Origin of the sequence: Erythrobacter sp., assembly GCF_023653175.1 — a bacterium.
Classification (GTDB): Bacteria; Pseudomonadota; Alphaproteobacteria; order Sphingomonadales; family Sphingomonadaceae; genus Erythrobacter.
The window spans coordinates 1-4,397 of sequence record NZ_JAMNXL010000244.1; the positions used below are offsets into that span (position 1 = coordinate 1).

Below are 4,397 nucleotides of genomic sequence, written 5' to 3' on the forward strand. Positions count from 1 at the left end.
GGCGCCGTTGTCAACGGCAGGGATCGCAGATCATGCAGATCGGCCTCGACCGACATGACGATTTCGCGGAACTGCGAGGTCCATCCCGGCGCTTCCTTGGTTCGCGCCATGAAGCGGGCATGGTGATGGATCGTCTCGAACAGTGCAGTCTCGAAACGGTCGGCAGCGTAGAGCACACCGTAGCTGCCATCGGTAAAACGGCTAGGCCGGTCAGTGCTGACATGGGTGAAAGGCGCCATAAGGTACGAGGCGCCATTGCCGCCGACGCGCCGGCCTGCTGGAACGAGGTCAAGATTGCCAATCGTCGTCATGATGCGGGGATTGGTCTTCTGCTCTGCCGAAATCAGCAGCGGCCAGTCGGCTGGATCGGCGATGTCCTCGAACAGATCAATCGGCGGAAAGGCACTCCGGATGATCCGAACAGCGCCCTTCCACTCAACTCTAGAAACGGGGATATCCGCCGCTTCGCTCACCAGCCACCGCGTGTCGCGTCGAGGTAGCGACGCACCCGCATAATGTCGGTCAGCTCGCCTCCCAGCATCACGTCGAGCGCACTCGCTCCGCCGAACGCTTCATTCGCCGCTCTGATCCAAGAATACCCGCGGGTGGCCTCCGAGAAGATGATCCGAAGCGCCTTGTGAATGCCCATGAGGTTGGACAGACGCGCACGACCGTCACGCGATACGCGCCCCGGCCCTTCCGCCTTCCAGCGGCGATAAGAGCGAACCGGCATGTCGAGCAGGGTTGCCGCCTGCTCGTCGGTCAGCTCCCACTTGCCGAACAGGTTGAGGACTGCCCGAAACATGGCAGCTGCCTCGTCCTGGGTAATCGGATCAGGACGGAAGGCGGTAACGGCAGTATCAACGGATTGCAGAGCCAGCACGACATTTCTCCATATGGCACTATATATGCTGAATGATGCCATTTGGCAAGAAACTATGCCGATGATGCCAGTTTGGCGATCACGCTCGCTGCGCCTTCAATCGCCACGAAGAGCCGGGTCTGGTAGCGGATGATCTCGGTGAAGCAGCCTTGAGCCTTATACCAATCGAGGCGGGCGGGGCTCCAACCGGTGAGCTCAATCCGCTGTGAGCCATTGACCAGGCTGCGTTTGACCATGAGCTTCTCGCGGGCCGCGAAATCGATGGCCCGGCCCGTCGCCAGAACAGTCTGGACAACGTCATCGGCAGACAGCGTCTGCTCGCGCTCGAGACCCAGCGCCCGACACAGTTCCGGAACACAATGGACGGGAACCTCCCGCCCGAGGAGCGAGCGGCCATCCGCCGCCGAGATGCGACTGACCTTCACGAAATCCGATGGCAGCTTGTCCCAGACCGGGAGCAGGAGACCCGTCGCAAGATAGAGGCGCTCGCGCTTGTGGCTCGTCCTCGCCTCTTCCACCTCGGCGGCCCATGCCTCGCGGAAAGCGCCGATGGCAATTTCCTCCCAGCTGCTTTCCGCCAACTGATCCCCGGTGATGTGACTGCGCCCCAGCGGACGCAGCAACTCAAAGCGGGTCACGCGCGTGCCGTCATCCGCAAGAATACTACGGGCGGGCACAATCAGCGCGACCCGGCCCGAGCGGGCGTTCAGAACGGGCCGCTGCCGTTGCCCCGTGAGGCCGTGAACCTCCTCGAGCCGCTTCAGCGTGAGCGGCTTCAGAGCTCTGGCGATTTCCAGTTCGAGCAGATGGGTGGTCGCGCCCGAGGCCGGATCGGTACGCAGCAGTGTGTCCGACAGGACAGTGAAGTCCTCGACCGCGATCGTCTCGAGGCCAAGATCGAGTGTGCCTGCCTGACGGGCGGCATCGATGCGCGCTTCGACCAACCCCATGAACTCATCGAAGATCGCGTTCTGCAGAGCAATGGGAAGAGCAAGAATGCGATTGAGCCACCGCTGGATCGAGGGCAGGTCATCGACCATTGAACCATCGGGCGCTTCGATCCGCAGGCCTGTTAACTCCTGAAAGCGCCCAAGGCTGACCGCCTCGAGTTTGCAGGTGAACAAGAGGCCGAACCAGCGATGAAGCGCCTCCTTGGCGTAGATGCTTTCGAGATTGTCGGCAGGATCGAAGAGGTTCTGTCCGCCGGTCTGGCGCTGCCCGCGGGTCAGAGCGCCGAGGCTGTCGAGGCGCCGGGCGATCGTCGAGATGAAGCGGCGCTCGCCGCGCACATCGGTGGTCACCGGCCTGAACAACGGAGCCGACGCCTGATTGGTGCGATTGGTTCGCCCTAAACCCTGGATAGCGGCGTCAGCCCTCCAACCCGGCTCAAGCAGGAAGTGGACGCGGCGGGCCTGGTTCTTCGCGGCCAGATCGGCATGGTAGCTGCGCCCGGTTCCGCCGGCATCGGAGAACACCAGGATGCGCTTGGAGCCGTCCATGAAGGCCTGAGTCTCGGCGACGTTGGCGCGCGGCGAGCGGGATTGGAGTTTTTGACGACCGTCATGGCCGACGATGAGCCGTCGCGTGCGACCAGTGACTTCCGCCACCTGGTCGACGCCGAAGCGTTCGATGATGGCATCAAGCGCGGTGGCGATCGGCGGCAAGGCGCAGAGCTGCTCGATCATCCGGTCGCGCGCGGCGAGTGCCGATCGGCAAAGCACCGGCGCGCCGAACTCGTCGCTCATCGGCTCGGAGCGAGGATTACCGTTTTCGTCGGTGAAGACGGCCATAAGTCGGACTGGAAAGCTCTTGGCCAGATAGTCGATCACATATTCCCGCGGGGACAGATCAATCTCCAGCGCTTCGCGTTCCTCGTCCGAGAGGTCAGCAAGCCGGCGGTTGAGCATGGCTTCGGCGGTCGAGACCAGTTGGACGACTACAGCGCTTCCGTGGGCAAGCGCGCTGTCGATGGCTGGCAACAGGCTCGGCAGCTTCATGGACAGAAGAACCTGTGCGAAGAAGCGCTGCTTGGTCCCCTCGAAGATCGACAGCGCTGCGGACTTGGCACCGGAGTTGAGCGTCCCGCCAGTTTCACAGTCGACGATCCGGGTCGCCTCCAACGCTTCGCGCAGGTTGGCGTGTATGATCGCCCATGCTTCAGCATAGGCATCGTAGACCGCGATCTGCTCTTCAGTCAGGCAATGCTCGAGGATTTCGTACTCGACACCCGCGAAAGAGAGAGCGCGCGCGGTGTAGAGGCCGAGCGACTTGAGATCCCGCGCGACCAGTTCCATCGCGGCGATGCCGCCGTCACGAATATCGGCGACGAAGGCCTCGCGGTTGGCGAAGGCGGTTTCCGGACCCCAGAGCCCAAGGCGCGTCGCATAGGCCAAGTTGTTGACGTCGGACGCGCCGGTTGCCGAGGCATAGAGCACGCGTGCGCGGGGCAGGAGGTTCTGAAGGCGCACCCCGGCAATGCCCTGCTCCGATCCTTTGACCTTGCCGCGGGATCCTTCCCCACCAGCAGCGTTAGCCATGGCGTGCGCTTCGTCGAACACGATCACGCCATCGAAATCCTCACCAGCCCAAGCGAAGATTTGGTCGAGCCGGGTTGCGTCGCTCCGACCCGAACGCAAGGTCGGATAGGTGACGAAGAGGATCCCCTCGCGCATCGCGATGGGGGTACCGAGCTTCCAGGACGCGAGAGGCTGGATGTCGATCGGGAGACCACCAAGGGCCGCCCAGTCGCGGCGGGCGTCTTCCAGCAGCGCCTCGTTCTTCGAGATCCAGATATGGCGGCGTTCGCCGCGCACCCAGCGGTCGAGAATGACGCTCGCAACCTGACGGCCCTTCCCGGCGCCCGTTCCGTCCCCGAGGAAATAGCCCTGCCGGTAGACCTGACCTTCTGCCAAGGCCTTGAGCGAACAGCCCTTGTCCTCGGGCTCGAACCGACCGGGAAGATCGCGCGCATGGGCGCTTGCAGCATAGATCAATGTCTCCGCCTGAGCAGCCGACAGCAGTCCCTTCGCAATCAGGCCATCTGGCAGCTGCGGCAGAGCATCTGGCATCGGTGCAGCGATCGAGCCCATGGCGACGGACTCAACGAGCGGCGTCGGATGCCCGGACGCGCCATCGATCACGATCCTGCTAGGGCGATAGGGCAGATAGTGGCCGACCTGAGGGGCAAGCGGCGCAGGGGTTTCAAGCGACTGGTATGTGAGCGATCCGATGGCGAAGGTTGAAGGAGTGATCCTGTCTGGTGTAGGCAGCGGCCTGCGCGGCGCGGCCACCAGACGAAATGGAGCACGAGCCGGAAGGCTAGATTTCTCGGGAGCGGCCTCCAGGCTGGCGCGAGCCGGTAAAGCATCGACAAGATGGGCCAGCTGGCGCAAGTCGTTGGTGCGGACAGCGACAGGCTCGTTGGAGCTTGCCACCTTATCGAGTACCAGCAGCCGCGTGGTGATCGCGGTGCCGTTCTTGATGAACGCGCGTTCGACTGCGGCATTGAGCCGCA

Annotated in this window: 3 protein-coding genes; all 3 read right to left on the bottom strand. The window is 63.2% G+C overall.

The window, feature by feature from the left end; genetic code table 11:
* Nucleotides 1-473, bottom strand: a 473-nt coding sequence (locus NBV68_RS18130) for an RES family NAD+ phosphorylase (protein ID WP_296312660.1), incomplete at its 3' end; no start/stop codon positions are given.
* Nucleotides 470-883, bottom strand: a complete 414-nt coding sequence (locus NBV68_RS18135; protein WP_296312662.1) for an MbcA/ParS/Xre antitoxin family protein — start codon at nt 881-883, stop codon at nt 470-472. The genes NBV68_RS18130 and NBV68_RS18135, both read right to left, overlap by 4 nt.
* Before the next feature lie 53 nt (nt 884-936).
* Nucleotides 937-4,397 (bottom strand): strawberry notch family protein (locus tag NBV68_RS18140; protein ID WP_296312664.1); only part of this gene is annotated, 3,461 nt, incomplete at its 5' end.